The sequence below is a fragment of the Microbacterium sp. Leaf436 genome (assembly GCF_001424715.1).
Classification (GTDB): domain Bacteria; phylum Actinomycetota; class Actinomycetes; order Actinomycetales; family Microbacteriaceae; genus Microbacterium.
The window spans coordinates 25,922-42,127 of record NZ_LMRB01000003.1 but is presented as its reverse complement, the minus strand read 5'-3'; the positions used below and the strand labels follow the sequence as shown (position 1 = coordinate 42,127).

The 16,206-nt window shown below is 70.0% G+C and carries 18 protein-coding genes; 8 read left to right on the top strand and 10 right to left on the bottom strand.

From position 1 onward, the window contains the following. Nucleotide 1: 1 nt before the first annotated feature. The 3 genes from ASG45_RS09140 to ASG45_RS09130 form a co-directional block, all read right to left on the bottom strand. On the bottom strand, nucleotides 2-1,096 hold the full coding sequence (locus tag ASG45_RS09140) for a hypothetical protein (RefSeq protein WP_156459415.1): 1,095 nt from the start codon (nucleotides 1,094-1,096) through the stop codon (nucleotides 2-4). A gap of 249 nt (nucleotides 1,097-1,345) precedes the next feature. Beyond that, nucleotides 1,346-2,419 (bottom strand): redox-regulated ATPase YchF, encoded by a 1,074-nt coding sequence (ychF, locus tag ASG45_RS09135; protein ID WP_055836124.1) that lies wholly within the window; start codon nucleotides 2,417-2,419, stop codon nucleotides 1,346-1,348. A gap of 119 nt (nucleotides 2,420-2,538) precedes the next feature. Beyond that, on the bottom strand, nucleotides 2,539-3,288 hold the full coding sequence (locus tag ASG45_RS09130) for a class I SAM-dependent methyltransferase (RefSeq protein WP_055836121.1): 750 nt from the start codon (nucleotides 3,286-3,288) through the stop codon (nucleotides 2,539-2,541). Nucleotides 3,289-3,413: 125 nt separating this feature from the next. On the opposite strand from ASG45_RS09130, the gene ASG45_RS09125 reads away from it, so the two are divergent. Both ASG45_RS09125 and ASG45_RS09120 read left to right on the top strand, forming a co-directional pair. Then, complete coding sequence (locus ASG45_RS09125) at nucleotides 3,414-4,007, top strand: 3'-5' exonuclease (protein WP_055836117.1); 594 nt, start codon at nucleotides 3,414-3,416, stop codon at nucleotides 4,005-4,007. 52 nt (nucleotides 4,008-4,059) lie between these two features. Next, nucleotides 4,060-5,421 (top strand): DNA recombination protein RmuC, encoded by a 1,362-nt coding sequence (locus ASG45_RS09120; protein WP_055836112.1) that lies wholly within the window; start codon nucleotides 4,060-4,062, stop codon nucleotides 5,419-5,421. A 19-nt stretch (nucleotides 5,422-5,440) separates the two neighbouring features. Here ASG45_RS09120 and ASG45_RS09115 read toward each other — a convergent pair whose 3' ends face one another. Together ASG45_RS09115 and glpX are read right to left on the bottom strand one after the other, a co-directional pair. Further along, nucleotides 5,441-5,653, bottom strand: a complete 213-nt coding sequence (locus ASG45_RS09115) for a hypothetical protein (protein WP_055836109.1) — start codon at nucleotides 5,651-5,653, stop codon at nucleotides 5,441-5,443. A gap of 212 nt (nucleotides 5,654-5,865) precedes the next feature. Beyond that, nucleotides 5,866-6,855 carry a class II fructose-bisphosphatase gene (gene glpX / locus ASG45_RS09110; protein ID WP_055836106.1) on the bottom strand — a complete coding sequence of 330 codons (990 nt, stop codon included), beginning with the start codon at nucleotides 6,853-6,855 and terminating at the stop codon, nucleotides 5,866-5,868. 177 nt (nucleotides 6,856-7,032) lie between these two features. On the opposite strand from glpX, the gene fbaA reads away from it, so the two are divergent. Then, nucleotides 7,033-8,061, top strand: a complete 1,029-nt coding sequence (gene fbaA, locus ASG45_RS09105) for a class II fructose-bisphosphate aldolase (protein ID WP_055836102.1) — start codon at nucleotides 7,033-7,035, stop codon at nucleotides 8,059-8,061. Between the two features lie 221 nt (nucleotides 8,062-8,282). Here the strand turns inward: fbaA and ASG45_RS09100 are convergent, their stop codons facing one another. The 5 genes from ASG45_RS09100 to ASG45_RS09080 are packed head-to-tail and all read right to left on the bottom strand — an operon-like array spanning nucleotide 8,283 to nucleotide 11,819. Beyond that, the gene (locus ASG45_RS09100) at nucleotides 8,283-8,828 is read right to left on the bottom strand and encodes an MOSC domain-containing protein (RefSeq protein ID WP_055836100.1); all 546 of its coding nucleotides are present in this window, start codon (nucleotides 8,826-8,828) and stop codon (nucleotides 8,283-8,285) included. A 58-nt stretch (nucleotides 8,829-8,886) separates the two neighbouring features. Beyond that, the gene (locus ASG45_RS09095; protein ID WP_055836097.1) at nucleotides 8,887-9,591 is read right to left on the bottom strand and encodes a zf-HC2 domain-containing protein; all 705 of its coding nucleotides are present in this window, start codon (nucleotides 9,589-9,591) and stop codon (nucleotides 8,887-8,889) included. After that, complete coding sequence (locus ASG45_RS09090; RefSeq protein ID WP_082516544.1) at nucleotides 9,588-10,094, bottom strand: sigma-70 family RNA polymerase sigma factor; 507 nt, start codon at nucleotides 10,092-10,094, stop codon at nucleotides 9,588-9,590. The genes ASG45_RS09095 and ASG45_RS09090 overlap by 4 nt, the downstream gene beginning before the upstream one ends. A 52-nt stretch (nucleotides 10,095-10,146) precedes the next feature. Continuing rightward, nucleotides 10,147-10,761: a DUF6264 family protein gene (locus ASG45_RS09085; RefSeq protein ID WP_055836094.1), complete on the bottom strand. Its 615-nt coding sequence runs from the start codon at nucleotides 10,759-10,761 to the stop codon at nucleotides 10,147-10,149. Then, the gene (locus ASG45_RS09080) at nucleotides 10,758-11,819 is read right to left on the bottom strand and encodes a 4-hydroxy-3-methylbut-2-enyl diphosphate reductase (protein WP_181015947.1); all 1,062 of its coding nucleotides are present in this window, start codon (nucleotides 11,817-11,819) and stop codon (nucleotides 10,758-10,760) included. Before ASG45_RS09080 ends, ASG45_RS09085 begins: the two co-directional genes overlap by 4 nt. 66 nt (nucleotides 11,820-11,885) lie before the next feature. Here ASG45_RS09080 and xseA point away from each other — a divergent pair, with 66 nt between their 5' ends. Genes xseA through ASG45_RS09055 form a run of 5 tightly spaced genes read left to right on the top strand, consistent with a single transcriptional unit; the run spans nucleotide 11,886 to nucleotide 16,189 of the window. Continuing rightward, nucleotides 11,886-13,211, top strand: coding sequence for an exodeoxyribonuclease VII large subunit (gene xseA, locus ASG45_RS09075; protein ID WP_055837799.1), 1,326 nt, complete (start codon nucleotides 11,886-11,888; stop codon nucleotides 13,209-13,211). 1 nt (nucleotide 13,212) lies between these two features. After that, nucleotides 13,213-13,452 (top strand): exodeoxyribonuclease VII small subunit, encoded by a 240-nt coding sequence (locus tag ASG45_RS09070; RefSeq protein WP_055836088.1) that lies wholly within the window; start codon nucleotides 13,213-13,215, stop codon nucleotides 13,450-13,452. Continuing rightward, nucleotides 13,452-14,084, top strand: coding sequence for a DUF4245 family protein (locus tag ASG45_RS09065; RefSeq protein WP_055836085.1), 633 nt, complete (start codon nucleotides 13,452-13,454; stop codon nucleotides 14,082-14,084). Before ASG45_RS09070 ends, ASG45_RS09065 begins: the two co-directional genes overlap by 1 nt. Next, entirely contained in the window at nucleotides 14,081-14,749 is a 669-nt protein-coding gene (locus tag ASG45_RS09060) for a carbonic anhydrase (RefSeq protein WP_082509617.1), read from the top strand. The genes ASG45_RS09065 and ASG45_RS09060 overlap by 4 nt, the downstream gene beginning before the upstream one ends. A 45-nt stretch (nucleotides 14,750-14,794) precedes the next feature. After that, on the top strand, nucleotides 14,795-16,189 hold the full coding sequence (locus ASG45_RS09055) for a class II fumarate hydratase (protein WP_055836083.1): 1,395 nt from the start codon (nucleotides 14,795-14,797) through the stop codon (nucleotides 16,187-16,189). The last annotated feature ends 17 nt before the right edge of the window (nucleotides 16,190-16,206 follow it).

The following is a 16,206-nucleotide window of genomic DNA, read 5'->3' as shown; positions in this document are numbered from 1 at the left end:
GTCAGGCCTCCGGGATCGAAACGAACTCGATGGTGGTGGTTGCGGAGCCGATGACCGCTCCGGCCGCGATGGCCGTCGACGTCGCGGTCATCATCACGCCCCAGGCCGAAGAGAACGCCTGCACCGCAGCGATGACCGCTGTGACGATGGCGGCGGGCGCCATTCCCCCGAGGGTGAAGAGCGCGGCGACCGCCTCAGCGACCGAAGACACTCCCATCGCCGCGGCGATGATCGCATCAACGAGCGCGTCGAGCGCCGAGAGCATGGCCTGACATGCCCCGTAGGCGGCCCACGCGGCGTTGGTGTACTTCGTCTCGAGGTCGCTGTACACATCGGGCTGGGCCGCGAACGCAGCGACGAGCTCGGCGAAGTACTCGCCCGCCTGGTCCGCACCTTCCCCGCTCGTCCAGGAGGCGAAAACCCCCACGGCGAGGTTTTGAACAGTCCCGGCGAGTTCGTCGAAGAAATCCCCTACGTGACCGAAGGCGCTGCCCGCGAGTGCAACCTTGTCCCAATCACCGCTGAGCTTCTGCGCGAGGAACTCGAAGACATCCTGGCCGCCAGTCCATCCCGGCTGAACCAGCTGAATAGCGCCATTGATGAGCTTACGAGTCAAGAAGGACAGCGAAAGATAGTCGGGCCAGGTGAGGATGCCCCACACGACCTGAAATGCCGGGTCGGCCAAGGACGATTCGGGTGCCACGAGAGCGCCGACGGGAGAGTCGAACGCGAGGCTCTGACGAGCCGTGTCCGCGTCGATCGGCGTCGTCACCGCCGTCGGGTCGAGGTCTCCGAACAGATCGCGGACAGTGACCTGAGCGTCGTACTCGTTCTCGTCGAAGCGCTGAGCGACGTCGTTCAACGCGCCCTGAGTGGCGGCCATCAGCGATTTCGAGCGCAGCAGCCCCGACTCGACACTCGCGGCGAATGAGCTGTGCTCGGCGAGGAGCCAGTTCATCAATTCGCCGGCCACCCACGACTGCGACTTGTCGATATGGGAGTCGAAGTACTCCAGCGCGCGATTGACGTCGGACGCGAGCTCTCCAGATGCCTCGGCGCCCCCTCGAACGACAGACGTGTCGACCTCGATGGTCATGTGTCCCCCCCCCTGGGTCGTCGACAGCCTACACAGACGGGTCCACGCGACCCGTGCGACGGTCACAGCAGCTTCGCTGACCATCACAAAAACGACGGCGCACGCTCCATACGCGGCCCACATACACGCTGACAGCGAGCTGATCACGGCTCCTGCAGAATCGCGTCCGTCGGCCGCTACGCGGCACGTCCGGTTCGGTATTGCGGGAGTTGTGCACCACCCCGACGCGAGGCCACGCTCGGGGTCTCCTCAGTTGTTGAAGCGGAACTCCACCACGTCGCCGTCCTGCATCACATAATCCTTGCCCTCGAGGCGCGCCTTGCCCTTCGCGCGGGCCTCGGCAACCGAGCCGAGCTCGACGAGGTCGTCGAACGAGATGACCTCGGCCTTGATGAAGCCCTTCTCGAAGTCGGTGTGGATGACACCCGCCGCCTGCGGCGCCTTGGCGCCCTGCGGGATCGTCCAGGCACGGGCCTCTTTCGGACCGGCGGTGAGGTAGGTCTGCAGTCCGAGGGTGTCGAAGCCGATACGCGCGAGCTGGTCGAGACCCGACTCGTCCTGGCCGGTGGAGGCCAGCAGCTCCGCGGCATCCTCGGGGTCGAGGTCGATCAGCTCGGACTCGATCTTGGCGTCGAGGAACACGGCCTTCGCCGGGGCGACCAGGGCGGCCAGCTCGTCCTTGCGCGCCGGGTCGGTGAGCACGGCCTCGTCGACGTTGAAGACGAAGATGAAGGGCTTCGCCGTCAGCAGTCCCAGTTCGCGGATGGGGCTGAGGTCGATCTTGGATGCCGAGAGCAGCACCCCGCGCTGAAGCGCGTCTTCGGCCGCCTTGGCCGCGTCGAGCACCGAGGGGTCGAGCTTCTTGCCCTTGACCTCTTTCTCGTAGCGCGTGATGGCCTTCTCGAGGGTCTGGAGGTCGGCGAGCGCGAGCTCGGCGTTGATGGTCTCCATGTCACCGGCGGGGTTCACCTCACCGTCGACGTGGACCACGTCGTCGTCGGCGAATCCGCGGACGACCTGGGCGATGGCATCCGCTTCCCGGATGTTCGCGAGGAACTGGTTGCCGAGCCCCTCGCCCTCGCTCGCGCCGCGCACGATGCCGGCGATGTCGACGAACGACACCGCGGCGGGCACGAGGCGCTCGCTGCCGAAGACGTCGGCGAGCTGCTGCAGTCGCACATCGGGAAGGTTGACGACCCCGACGTTGGGCTCGATGGTCGCGAACGGGTAGTTCGCGGCGAGCACCGAGTTCTTGGTCAGAGCGTTGAAGAGGGTCGACTTTCCGACGTTGGGAAGGCCGACGATTCCGATGGTAAGAGCCACGGGAGTCCAGATTACCCGGCCGCGACGGATCGCACGGCGCCGCACTGCGCCACGCGGGCGCGCGCCGCCCGTCTCAAGGCCGTCTCCTCACGACCGGCGCTTGCGCCGTGCACGAGCGATCAGGGCCGCCGCGCGCGGAACGCGTGGGTGACGTACGGCAGCGCGACTGAGCCGCCGGCGGCGAGTTCGGGAACGGATGCCACCACCTCGTCGACCGCGGCGTCGATACGCGCGCGCTTCTCGGGGTCGGCGGTGATGATGTCGCTGCGCGAGAGAACGAGGTCGCGCAGCTGCGGAAGGGTGATCATGCGGTCCCAGTGCCAATCATGATGCTCGAGCTCGCCGAACGGCGCGGCCACCCGGGGTCCGGTCGTCGCAAGCAGGACCTCGGCATTCGACCCGCCCATGGCGGAGGTCAACCGACGCACCCAGTCGACGCTCTCGTCGCGGATGTTCCAGACGAGGCCCAGCACTCCCCCGCGGCGCAGCACGCGGCCGATCTCGCGAGACCCTTCTTCGGGGTCGACCCAGTGCCAGGCCTGCCCCATGACCACGGCGTCGAGGGCCCCGTCGGGAAGCGGCAGCGCCTCGGCCGTCCCGGCGAACGTGGGCACCCCGCCGACGTTGTGCCGCAGGGTCGCGAGCATGTCGGCATCCGGATCGACCGCCACCACGTCGGCACCGTGTTCCACGATCGTCCGGGTGAGCTTGCCCGTTCCGGCGCCCACGTCGGCGACGCGCAGCGCACGACCCGGTTCGCGCGCGGGCTCGAGCATCCACGCCACGGCGTCGGACGGGTACTCGGGACGCCCGGATTCATAGGCGGAGGCCGCCTGTCCGAACGACGTCGACTTCTCGCGATCGGTCATGCCCCGACCCTACGCCGACCCTCCAACACCACCGCGGGCGTCGCCGTCGCGACCGGTCCCGGCGACACGCGGGGTTCCCGGCGCGCCTCCCGCCGTCGAGGTCGACCCGCGGTGAAGGTGGTCCCGTGGCTTTGGATTTCACCGCGATCGACTTCGAGACGGCGAACTCCAGCGGCGCCTCCGCGTGCGCCGTGGGGCTCGCCCGGGTGCGCAACGGACGGGTCGTCGCGACCGCGGCGTGGCTGATCAAGCCCCCGAGCGGGCACGACCACTTCGCGCCGATCAACGTGGGCATCCACGGCATCCAGGCCGCCGACGTCGCACACGCCGCCGACTGGAGCAGCCAGCTCGCCCGCCTCACCGCCTTCGCCGGGGCCGACGTGCTCGTGGCCCACAACGCCGGGTTCGACATGTCGGTGCTGCGCCGTGCCTGCGCCGCCACCGGCGACGAGTGCCCGCCGTACCGCTACTTGTGCAGCGTGCAGATGTCGCGCAAGACCTACACGCTCGACTCGTACCGTCTTCCGCTGGTGGCGGCCGAGGCGGGCTGCTCGCCGTTCGCGCACCACGATGCCCTGGCCGACGCGGTCGCGTGCGCCGAGATCACGATCGACTGCGCCCGCCGCGCGGGGGCCGACGATGTGCAGGCCCTGGCCTCGCACCTGGGCGTGCGCATCTCGCGCATCCCCGTCGAGTCCGCCGAACGCGCCGTCGCCTGACCTCCCGGCCCGTCTTTCCGACGATGTCGGAGGTCTGGTGCATGCTGACCCCATGGATGCCATCGCCCTCGTTTTCGTGATCCTCGCGCTCGCCCTCGGCGTAGCCGGCGGGTGGGTCGTCGCCTCGGCGCGCGCAGCGGCGCGGGGTGCGGTCGAGCAGCAGGCGCTCGGCGCCCGCGTGGCGGCGGCCGAGACCGCCCGCTCCGGTCTGCAGGCGCAGCTCGATCACCAGGTCGCGTTGTACCGCGAGCTCGTCGGTCAGTCCCGCTCCGACCAGGCGGCGCGCGAAGAGCGGGAGCGACGCGAGCAGACGGTGCTGCGGGCACTCGATCCCGTGCGCGAGACCCTCGACGCGATGCAGCGCAAGGTCGACGGCCTCGAGCGCGACCGCGTCGAGCAGTATTCCGCGCTCGGTGAGCAGCTGAGACTCTCGCGAGAGGCCGACGAAGCCCTGCGCGCGACCACCGAATCCTTGGCCTCTGCGATGCGCTCGGGAACGACCCGAGGCGTATGGGGCGAGACCCAGCTGCGGCGCGTGGTCGAGGCCGCGGGCCTCACGCGGTACGTCGACTTCGATCTGCAGGCGGCGGTGTCCAGCGACGCCGGCGCCGGTCGCCCCGACATGGTGGTGCGCCTCCCCGGGGGAAAGGCGCTGGCGGTCGACGCCAAGGTCCCCCTCGAGGCGTACCTGCAGGCCAGCGCCATCGCGGTCACCGCCCAGGGTGACGAGGGCGCACGCCGGGCGAGCCTGCTGTCGCGCCATGCCAAGGCGGTGCGAGCGCACATCGACGCGCTCGCGAAGAAGACCTACTGGGCAGGTCTCGCCTCGAGCCCCGAATTCGTCATCTGCTTCCTCCCGAGCGAATCGCTGCTCGCCTCGGCCCTCGACGAAGACCCGGCCCTGCTCGACTATGCGTTCACTCGGCGCGTGGCGCTCGCCTCCCCCGTCAACCTGTGGGCGGTGCTCAAGACCGTCGCGTTCACGTGGACGCAGCAAGACGTCTCCGACGAGGCACGCACCCTCTTCGCTCTCGGCACCGAGCTGTACGAGCGGGTCGGCGTTCTGGCCGGGCACGCCAACGACCTTCGTCGAGCGATCGAGAAGACCGTCGACAGTTACAACAGGTTCGCGGGCTCGCTCGAGTCACGCGTTCTGGTGACGGCCCGCAAGTTCCCGGGTATCGACGAGACCAAGCTCGACGCCGTCGCCGCACCCGCCGCGCTCGACGCGACCCCGCGCCGGTGGACGGCGCCCGAGATGATCGAGCTCGACGACATCACGACGACGACCGACGGCACGGCCGATCCTCACGAATCGGAGTCCCTCGGGTCACCGACCGGCGTCGCGGTTTCGGCCGATCTGGGGGGCGTGCGCGAGCGCGCCGGATTGGCCGACGAGAATCCTCACGGCTGAGACCCGCCGGGCCTCGAGCTCAGGAGCCGCCCGGAACCCAGCTGAGCAGGCTGATCACCGCGGCCGAGACGCCCACGAAGGCGCCGACCATCCACCAGGCGCTGATCTCGTGCCCCTCGTCGCGGCGGACGCGAAGCAGGACATCGGGGCGACGTGCGGGGTCCACCGCGCTGGCCACCACCGCGTGCGCACCTGTCTGAGGTGCGGTCGAATTCGTCGGAGCTGCTGCCATGGACGATCCCCCTTCGGGTCTCGGAAGTCACAGCGTCGCCGTTGACACTGCTGACGATTCTGCCAGACAGCCCCTCCGACACCGGTCACGCTTGCGTCACGACACGCCCGGCTGTAGGTGCGCATCCGCTGAGCGCGGCGTGCCGGGGCGGCCTGCACGGCCCGTCGGGGTGAGACTGCACGCCCCGAAGCCGCGGCTCCTCCCCTAAGGGGTCAGAGCCACTTCGACGTGAGGTGCTCCGACGTGATGCGACGCAGAGTTCCCGAGGCGCCGCGCAGCACGACACTCTCGGTGTACAGGAAGTCCCCCTCGCGGCGAACGCCCGCGACGAGCTGACCATCGGTCACGCCGGTGGCGACGAAGATCGTGTTCTTGCCCTTCACCAGACCATCGGCCTCGTAGACCTCGCCGTCGACCTGCAGTCCGGCATCGCGGCCCTTCTGCTTCTCGTCGTCGTTGCCCGGGGTCAGAATGCCCTGGATGTGACCGCCGAGCGCCTTGATCGCGCACGCCGTCACGATGCCCTCGGGGCTGCCGCCGATGCCGACGCACATATCGGTGCGGGCGTTGTGGCGGGCCGCGTTGATGCCGCCGGCGACGTCGCCGTCGCTCATCAGGCGGGTACCGGCTCCGGCTTCGCGGATGTCGGCGATGAGCTTCTCGTGGCGCGGACGGTTCAGCACCGACACGACGATCTCGTCGACGGGCTTGCCGAGCGCCTTGGCCAGCAGACGGATGTTCTCGCCGATCGGCAGGCGGATGTCGACGACACCGACGCCCGCGGGACCGGTGACGAGCTTGTCCATGTAGAACACGGTCGAGGCGTCGAGCATCGTTCCGTGATCCGAGACCGCGATGACCGACAGGGCGTTCTGGCGGCCGGCGGCGGTCAGCGAGGTGCCGTCGATCGGGTCCACGGCCACGTCGCAGCGGGGGCCGCGGCCGCTGCCGACGCGCTCCCCGTTGTAGAGCATGGGGGCGTTGTCCTTCTCGCCCTCACCGATGACGATCGTGCCGTCGAAGTCGACGGTGCTGAAGAAGGCGCGCATCGCGTCGACCGCGGCGCCGTCGGCGGCCTCTTTGTCGCCGCGACCGATGAAGGGAACGGCGCGGATGGATGCCGCTTCCGTCGCCCTCACCAACTCGAGAGCCAGGTTTCGGTCGGGATGCAACGGGCTCATGTCGGCAGTCAGGCTCACCATGTGGCCACTGTATCCACCGGGAGCGCGACAATCCCGGGATTTGACCGACGCCAAGGCGAAGGAATCGCTCTTCTTAACGAATGGGCAGAAGTGCACCGTTCCTACCGAGGTCGCACCGTCACGATCCGGCGCCTTCGCTAGGCTGACGGTGTCCCGACAACACCAAGGAGCACCTCCATGCCCGTCGCTTCCCCTGAGCAGTACGCCGACATGCTCGACCGCGCCAAGGCCGGCAGCTTCGCGTACCCCGCGATCAACGTCTCGAGCTCGCAGACCATCAACTCGGTGCTCCAGGGCCTGACCGAGGCCGGCTCCGACGGCATCATCCAGGTCACGACCGGTGGTGCCGACTACTTCGCCGGCCACACGGTCAAGGCACGCGCCACCGGCGCCCTCGCCTTCGCCCGCTACGTCACCGAGGTGGCGAAGAACTACCCCATCACGGTGGCCCTGCACACCGACCATTGCCCGAAGGACGCCCTTCCCGGCTTCGTCCTGCCGCTGCTCGAAGCCTCCGAAGAAGAGGTCAAGGCCGGTCGCAACCCCATCTTCCAGTCGCACATGTGGGACGGCTCGGCCGTTCCCCTCGACGAGAACATCGACATCGCGGCCGAGCTCCTCCCCCGCATGAAGGCCATCAACGCCATCCTCGAGATCGAGGTCGGCGTCGTCGGCGGCGAAGAAGACGGCGTGCAGCACGAGGGCTCGAACGACGCGCTCTACACCACCGTGGCCGACGTCACGAAGGCCGTCGAACGTCTCGGCCTCGGCGAGAACGGTCGGTACATCTCGGCCCTCACCTTCGGCAACGTGCACGGCGTGTACAAGCCCGGTGGCGTCAAGCTCCGTCCCCAGCTGCTCGGCGAGATCCAGGAGGGCATCGCCGCCAAGTTCGGCACCGGCCCCAAGCCCCTCGACCTCGTCTTCCACGGCGGCAGCGGCTCGACCGATGAAGAGATCGCCCTCGCGGTGGCCAACGGCGTCGTGAAGATGAACATCGACACCGACACCCAGTACGCCTTCACGCGCTCGATCGCGGGCTACATGTTCTCGAACTACGAGGGCGTGCTCAAGCTCGACGGCGAGGTCGGAAACAAGAAGCAGTACGACCCCCGCGCCTGGGGCAAGGTCGCCGAGTCGGCCATGGCCGTTCGCGTGGTCGAGGCCACGAAGCAGCTCGGCTCGTACGGCCAGTCGAAGAGCTGACCCACCCGCATCACTGCGAACGCCCCGGCCTCGGCCGGGGCGTTCGTCGTTTCCGGATGCCACGGCCCGAGCCCGGGCCGCAACGCGCGCCCGCCGTGCACAACGGCGGCTCGGCCCGGCGACATGCCGATCTCACGCCGCCTCGAGCGGCGTGTCATCGAAACGCCCCGCCGTTGTGCGCGCACCCCGCCTCAGGTGACCGGATGCCAAGACCCCGCGTCTCAGCCCCGGTACACCTCGAGCACCGTCGGCGCGCCCTCGGGCGACGACACGATCTCGATCGCATCGCCCGCCCGCACCTCCCCCGCGCGTCGCACCCGCAGGTACGCGCCGAGGCGCCCCTCGTCGGAGAACCGCTTCACCCATCCGCGCGCCGCGGCGCCTCCGACCCAGCGCGCGAACGTCGCGCAGGGGGTGCGGGGCATCGTCACCTCGACCTCGACGGTGTCGCCGATGCGCCACACCTCACCGATGCGGGCGCCGTTGACGTCGAGACCGTCGACGCGCAGGTTCTCGCCGAACCAGCCGGCGGGCAGCTCACGGTCGAGTTGCCCCTCCCAGAACTCGGCGTCGTCCTGCGCGTAGGCGTACACCGCCTTGTCGGGGCCGCCGTGGTGCTTGCGGCTCGCCTGCACGTCGGCGCGGACGCCGAGCTTGCCGACGCGCACCGCCCCGTCGAGCGGGCGCTTGTCGATCGCGGTGACGCCGATCGACCCGGCATCCGGGTGCAGGCGGTGAACGGCGCAGACGGCGACGAGACGGGGCATGCGACGATGCTACGGCCGTCCCGATCGCCGCGCCGACCCGCCGAGGTGGCGCCGCGCGTCAGGGCGTCGCGAAGTCGCGCCGCATGATCACGCGGTCGCCCTCGACGGTGCGGATCTCGACCGAGCCGATGCTCGAGGCCGCTAGATCGGTACCCGCGCTCAACTCGGTCGTCGCCCCGGGGCCGGCCCGCCAGGTCGACAGCACGCTCGTCGCACCTGTCTCATCGGTGATCGCGAGCGCGTAGGGCCAGCCACCCGGAGGCGCGTCGAGGACCTGCCCGGTGTACTCGCACACCAGGTCGATGCGGGTGCCCCACGGCACCGACGTGAGCTTGACCGAGGCTTCGATGGGCGCCCCCGCGACGTCGTCGAGGGCGTAGACCGCGCCCGACGATGAGCTGACGGCGTTCGTCACCGCGATTCCCGCCGGCACGGCGACCGCGATGAGGGCGATCGACGCCGCGAGCGTCCAGGCCGTGGCCCGCCGCGCGCGTCGACGCCGCGCCGCCTCGACCACCCGGCCCCGCAGCGACGGGTCCGGCGCCGCGATCGGCACCGGTCCTGTCGTCGCACCGACCGCGCGGGCGCGATCGGCGGACACGCGTGAGAGCAGTCCGGCGGTGGGCGCGAGGTCGGCGACTGCGGCACGGCACTCGGCGCAATCGGACAGGTGCGCTTCGAACTCGGCGCGGTCGGGAGCGTTCAACGCCCCGAGCACGTAGGCGCCGTCCCACATCGACAGACGTTCATGATCGACGCTCATCGGGTCACCCCTCTTTCCTGCAGCGCGAGCCTCAGCGCTCGCACCGCGTAATGCAGTCGCGATTTCACCGTTCCGGCCGGGATGCCGAGTTCTTCGGCGGCCTGCGCGACGCTACGACCCCCGTAATAGGCGCTCACGATGACCGCCCGGTGGTCGGGGGTGAGGGTCGCGAGCGCCTCCTCGACGAGGAACGCATCGAACATGGCATCCGTGTCGTCGTCGCGCACCGTCTCGGGCAGTTCGTCGACCGGCAGCTCGTGCCGGCGCCGCGCGCTGCGCGCTTCGTCGATCACGAGGTTTCGCGCCACGGTGTACATCCACGAACGAAGGGTCGCGGGCTCGTCGTTCATCACGCGCGGAGTGCGCCACGCGCGCAGCAGCGTCTCTTGCACGACGTCGTCCGCGCCGGCGTGATCGCCGGTGAGGCTGACCACGTACCGCCACACGGGCACGGCGTGGGCGTCGTACAACGCCGTCAGCTGCGCGTGTTCATCTCGCACCACGCCCGTCCCCTCTCTTCGTTCACGGGGAACACGGGATACCGGGCCCGACGGTTCAGTTCGGAACGCTGCCGATGATCGCCGTCATGAACTGCTGGTCACCGACCAGGGCCAGCGTCACGCAGAGACCGGCCAGCAACGCCGTGACCACGAAGCCCGCGAGCGGGATCCAGAACGCGACGCGCCCGCGACGCAGGCGGCGCCAGGTGAGCACCGCGGTGAGCAGCCAGCCGATGCCGTAGATGAAGGCGGCCACCGCACCCCAGAGGTATCCGGCCGACAGGTTGGTGTAGCTCGCGTCGACCCCGAGGATCTTGGCGGCGGTCTCGGCGTACGTGGGGAAGTCGAGCAGCTGCACGATCGTCGACACCGTCGACACCAGTCCGTACGCGAGCAGACCGCCCGTGAGGATCCGGTCCCAGAGCGGCCCGCGCAGGCCCATGCGCCCGGCGCCGGCCGACGGGATCGCCTTCTCGGCCACCGGTGCGACGGGTTCGGGCTGCGGTGCGACCCCGGCCTCGAGCGCCTCGGTCACCTCGGGACGCTGGATGCGCGCGCGCTGTTCCTCCGGTGTCGCGTACTCGCCGTACTGCGGGCGGGGGCGCGCCTCGACGTCGCTCGCGCGCGCGTCGTCGCCCGGGGCGACCGACCGCTCCGCGCCGTCGCTCACGCGCTGCTCCGGCCGCCGAGCGCGCGGCTGTCGCGCTTGCCGCTGGCATCCTGTCGCAGTTCCTTGGGGAGCGAGAAGATCAAGTCCTCTTCGGCGGTGCGCACCTCTTCGACATCGCGGTAGCCGGCGCGGGCGAGCTCTTCGAGCACCTCGCTCACGAGCACCTCGGGCACCGAAGCGCCGCTGGTGACGCCGACGGTCTCGACACCGTCGAGCCACTCCTGCTTCACCTCGTCGATGTAGTCGACGCGATAGGCGGCCTTGGCGCCGTACTCGAGGGCGACCTCGACCAGACGCACGCTGTTCGAGGAGTTGGCCGATCCCACGACGATGACCAGGTCGGCGCCGACAGCGACCTTCTTGATCGCGACCTGACGGTTCTGGGTGGCGTAGCAGATGTCGTCCGAGGGCGGGTCCTGCAGCTGCGGGAAGCGCTCGCGCAGGCGCCGCACGGTCTCCATCGTCTCGTCGACCGACAGCGTGGTCTGCGAGAGCCAGACGACCTTCGACGGGTCGCGCACCTCGATGGCATCGGCGTGCTCGGGAGAATTGACCACCGTCACGTGCTCGGGGGCCTCGCCCGCGGTGCCCTCGACCTCTTCGTGGCCTTCGTGGCCGATCAGCAGGATCTCGAAGTCGTCGCGCGCGAAGCGCACGGCCTCGCGGTGCACCTTGGTCACGAGGGGGCAGGTCGCATCGATCGCCTGCAGACCCCGATCGGATGCCGCCGACACGACGGCGGGCGACACCCCGTGCGCGCTGAAGACGACGTGCGACCCCGGGGGAACCTCGTCGACCTCTTCGACGAAGATCGCCCCCTTCTTCTCGAGCTCGGTGACCACGTGGATGTTGTGCACGATCTGCTTGCGCACGTACACGGGCGCGCCATAGCGCTCCAGGGCCTTCTCGACGGCGATGACCGCGCGGTCGACGCCCGCGCAATAACCGCGCGGCGCCGCCAGCAGCACCTTCTTCTTTCCCTGTACGGGGATATCCTGGAGCCGCCCGCGTCGACCCGGGATTCGGGGAACGGGCAGTTGGACGACAGGTGTGCTCACCCCTCGATTCTATCGGGGCGCCCCTGGATGCCGGCCGAACCGGCCACCTCGACCCTTCCGGAGACCATGACCTCGTTCCAGCCCGAGACCATCGCGGGGCAGGCGCCGCCCGCCGACTCCGTGCACCCCCGCGAGTCGAGCACCGATGCGCCCACCTCGGTGTCGCGGCTGAACGACACCATCCGCGGCTTCATCGAACGATGGGGTTCGGTCTGGGTCGAGGGCGAGATCACCTCGTTCAACCGGCGCGGCGGCAACGTGTTCGGCCGTCTGAAGGACCTCGGCACCGAATCGACCGTGGCGTTCCGCATCTGGTCGAGCACGCTCAACCGCCTCCCCGCAGACCTCAAGGTGGGCGACCGCGTCGTCGCGTGCGTGAAGGCCGACTACTTCCCCCGCACGGGCGACTTCTCGTTCGCCGTGTCGGCGATGCGGCATGTGGGGCTCGGCGAACAGCTCGAGCGCCTCGAGCGCCTGCGCGTGCAGTTGCGGTCCGAGGGTCTGTTCGACCCGGTGCGCAAGAAGAAGCTCCCCTTCCTCCCCCACTGCATCGGGCTCATCACGGGTGAGAACTCGGATGCCGAGAAAGACGTGCACCGCAACGCCGAGCTGCGCTGGCCGCGAGTGAACTTCCGCACGAAGTACGCCGCCGTGCAGGGCGAGCGCTGCGTGCCCGAGACGCTCGCCGCGCTGAAGGCGCTCGACGCCGACCCCGAGGTCGACGTCATCGTCATCGCCCGCGGCGGGGGCGATCCGCAGACGCTGCTGGGCTTCAGCGACGAACGACTCGTGCGGGCCGTGGCCTCGGCATCCACCCCGATCGTCAGCGCGATCGGGCACGAGAACGACCGCCCCCTGCTCGACGACGTCGCCGATGTGCGCGCATCGACCCCCACCGACGCCGCCAAGCGTGTCGTGCCCGACGTGGCCGAGCAGCGGGCGATCGTGGCGCAGCTGCGGGCCCGGCTCACCGGCCGACTGACCCAGCGCGTGCTGCACGACATCGCGCAGCTCGAGCAGATCCGCTCGCGCCCGGCGCTGCGCACTCCGCACTCCATGCTCACCTCCCGTGCGCAGGAGCTGTGGATGCTGTCGAATCGGGGCCGCGACATCGTCGACCGTCGGCTCGAGAGCGAACGTCGCCGCACGCGCGAGCTCAGCGCGGGCCTGCGCGCGCTCTCCCCGCTCGCCACCCTCGCCCGCGGATACGCGATCGTGCAGAGCGACGGCGGCTCCGTCGTGCGCGACGCCCGCGACGCCCCCGCCGGCGGCGCCCTGAAGATCACCGTCGAACAGGGCAAGCTCGCCGCGCGCTCCGAGGGCGCCCTGCCCGACGACCGACCGCTCGATGCCGAGGCACCGGGCGACGGCGCGACCGCGGGTCCCGCCTAGAATGGATGCCATGACCGCGACGACCCCGGGCTCCGCCTCCGACGTCGCCACCCTCTCGTTCGAGCAGGCCCGCGACGAACTCGTGCGCGTGGTCGCCGAGCTCGAGCAGGGTGCCCCCACGCTCGAGGAGTCGCTGGCGCTCTGGGAACGCGGCGAGAAGCTCTACGCGCGCTGCGAAGAATGGCTCCTGGGCGCGAAGCGCCGGCTCGATGCCGCTCGCGGTGACGCAGGGGACGACTGATGGCCCGCGTCGTCGCCCATCTCGGCCGCCCCGAGACCCCGCAGGAGGCGGCCGACCGCAAGGCCGAGTCGTCGCGCCGGTATCGCTCCAGCAAGACCTTCCGCAACCTCATCGCCGCGCTGCTCGTGACCGTGGCCGTGGTGCTCGTCGTCGTGGCCGCCGTGCCGCGTGGCGAACCCGCACCCCGTCCCGAGCCCGACGTGGTCGCCCTCGCGGCTGATCTCGAAAGCGATCGCGGGCGTCCGGTGCTCACCCCCTCGCTCGGCGAGGGGTGGCGCGTCAACCAGGCCACCATCGAGGGCAGCGGCGGCACGCAGGCGTGGACCATGGTCTACGTGCGCTCCGGTGAGTCCGGCTTCCTCCGGATCGCGCAGGGCTTCGACGCCGACGAGGCCTGGGCCGGACAGCTGCTCGACGGAACCCGGGCCACCGACACCACGACGATCGACGGCATCGAGTGGAGCGTCTACCGCCCGGCGAACCCCGCGGGCACCGGCAACATCGACTACGCGCTGGCCACCGCCGCCGGCCCCGACTACGTGCTCGTGTACGGCGACGCCGCCCCCGAGACCGCGGCCCTGGCGGCCGCCTCCGTGACATCCCAGATCGAGCAGTTGAGAGAGGTCCCGTGAGCGAGCGCATGACCCCCCACCAGGTGTGGGAGCAGATGGTCGAGGGAAACCGTCGTTTCATCTCCGGCGCACCCGCCCACCCCCGGCAGGACGTCGAGCGTCGCGCCGAACTGGCCTCCGCGCAGCACCCTTCGGCGGCACTGTTCGGCTGCTCCGACTCGCGCCTCGCGGCCGAGATCATCTTCGACGAGGGCCTCGGCGACCTGTTCGTCGTGCGCAACGCCGGCCAGGTCATCTCCGACTCCGTGATCGGCAGCCTCGAATACGCCGTGGGCGTGCTCGAGGTCCCCCTCATCGTGGTCCTCGCCCACGACGCGTGCGGCGCCGTCGGTGCGGCCATCGAGAGCACCGGGGTCGATGCGCCCACCCTGCCCGCGTACATCTGGCGCCAGATCGCCCCGATCGTCCCCGCGGTGCGCCGCGTCCAGCGCGCCGGCGCCGTCGAGGGCCGTGTCCCCGACGCCGTCGATCCCGAGCTGGTCGGCCGCGAACACCTGCGCTACACCGTGGGCGAGCTGCTGCGGGCGTCCGAGCTGATCAGCGAAGCCGTCGCCGAGGGCCGCTGCGCCGTGGTGGGCGCGAACTACCGACTCGACGAAGGGGAAGCCTTCCCCGTCGTCATCGTGGGCGACATCGACGACTCGCGCGTCGAAGCGCCCGCGTGATGAGCCCCAACTGAAGCAGAACGACCGACCTGGAGGAACGACGACGTGACCGACATCGAGTACCGCATCGAACACGACACCATGGGTGAAGTGCGCGTGCCGAAGGACGCCCTGTACGCCGCGCAGACGCAGCGCGCCGTCGAGAACTTCCCCATCTCGGGCTCGGGCCTCGAGTCGACGCAGATCGCGGCCCTCGCCCGCATCAAGAAAGCCGCCGCCCTGGCCAACAAGGAGCTGGGAACGCTGGATGCCGGTATCGCCGACGCCATCGCGCAGGCCGCCGACGAGGTCGTCACCGGTCAGCACGACGCGCACTTCCCCGTCGACACGTACCAGACCGGCAGCGGCACCTCGTCGAACATGAACATGAACGAGGTGCTCGCGACGCTCGCGACCCGCATCCTCGGCTCGACCGTGCACCCCAACGACCACGTCAACGCGTCGCAGTCGTCGAACGACGTCTTCCCGACCTCGGTGCACATCGCCGTCACCCAGGCGCTCATCACCGACCTCATCCCCGCCCTCGACCACCTCTCGGTGGCGCTCGAGGCCAAGGCCGACGCGTGGAAGGGCATCGTGAAGTCGGGGCGCACCCACCTCATGGATGCCACCCCCGTCACCCTCGGTCAGGAGTTCGGCGGCTACGCCCGCCAGATGCGCCTGGGCATCGAGCGCGTGCAGGCCGTACTCCCCCGCGTCGGCGAGATCCCGCTCGGCGGCACCGCCGTCGGCACCGGCATCAACACCCCGCTCGGCTTCCCGCAGAAGGTCATCGAGCTGCTCGCGGCCGAGACCGAGCTGCCCATCACCGAGGCCAAGGACCACTTCGAGGCCCAGGCCAACCGCGACGGTCTCGTCGAGGCATCCGGAGCCCTCCGCACGATCGCCGTGTCGCTGACGAAGATCAACAACGACATCCGCTGGATGGGATCGGGGCCGAACACCGGCCTCGGCGAGCTGCACATCCCCGACCTGCAGCCCGGATCGTCGATCATGCCCGGCAAGGTCAACCCGGTCGTCCCCGAGGCCACCCTCATGGTGTGCGCCCGCGTCATCGGCAACGACGCCACGGTCGCCTGGGCCGGTGCGTCGGGCTCGTTCGAGCTCAACGTCGCCATCCCCGTCATGGGCACGGCGCTGCTGGAGTCGATCCGCCTGCTCGCCAACGCCATGCGGGTGCTCGCCGACAAGACGATCGACGGCCTCGAGGCCAACGTCGCTCGCGCCGAGGCGTTCGCCGGCATGTCCCCCTCGATCGTCACCCCGCTGAACAAGGTCATCGGCTACGAGGCCGCCGCCAAGATCGCGAAGCACTCGGTCGCCAAGGGCATCACCGTGCGCGAGGCCGTCATCGATCTCGGCTACGTCGAGCGCGGCGAGATCACCGAAGAGGTGCTCGACGCCAAGCTCGACCTGCTGTCGATGACGCACCCGGGCTGAGCCGCACGACGACGACG